General features: G+C 39.9%; 2 protein-coding genes. Both read right to left on the bottom strand.

Features of this window, described 5'->3' with window-relative positions; genetic code table 11:
* A partial coding sequence (locus A3739_RS30745; protein ID WP_231877026.1) for a hypothetical protein occupies positions 1–350 on the bottom strand: 350 nt, incomplete at its 3' end.
* Between the two features lie 124 nt (positions 351–474).
* Positions 475–744 (bottom strand): hypothetical protein (locus tag A3739_RS29520; RefSeq protein ID WP_197472124.1); only part of this gene is annotated, 270 nt, incomplete at its 5' end.

The raw sequence follows: 744 nt of genomic DNA, 5'->3' as shown, positions 1-744 counted from the left end.
TCTAACGAACCGCAACTTTCTTTAACTCTATAAAACAATACCGAACCATCACCATTCCACTCCTTTCTTCTTTCTATAAAATCTATTTGTTGGCTTTCTCCATTTGAGTTGCTCAAATACGCCCGAGCTTGTTCAATATTCGGAGGGAACGTTACAAATAAATTCGTGGGCCCACTTAAAAAAGATGGGATGATTGGTGGCAGTGGTATCAATGGCGATACCATAAAACTATATGTTTTGGCACTATTGCCGTTACAACCAACCTCAACCGACAAGTTCATGCTTTCTAGAATACTTGTGTTCTGTGTCAGGGACGTAGTTACCGATTCACTTCTCGTCAAACCTGTCATGGCACACCCATGCAAAAACAAGGCAATAGACAAAAACATCAGCTTATACATTGGCACTATCATACGGAGACATTTAACAGTGTGTTCAACGAACCCTCCGGTGCGCTAAACACTTTTTAGGCTTTCAAAACGGGTAATCATAACTACCATCATTGTAAGTCATTATTACTTCTTCTGTTGAAATATCGATGTTCTTTGCGCCTTCCTTTTGCGCTATATAAGCCAAAGATTTCACGGTTAAATCTGGAGCATCATCTAGTTTTATAGAGGTCATACTTATCGGGGCACAATCAGCAAATATGCCATTTGCTGTAAGCTCTAAATAAGCTTTTGGGCTACCACCATCTAATGTTTGCCAGCCATCTGTAGATAGTAAAGTTGCAACACCAATAGG

It is taken from the genome of Oleiphilus sp. HI0067, assembly GCF_001635735.1.
Note: the sequence above shows the minus strand (reverse complement) of the source record. Positions and strands in the feature narration are given on the sequence as shown.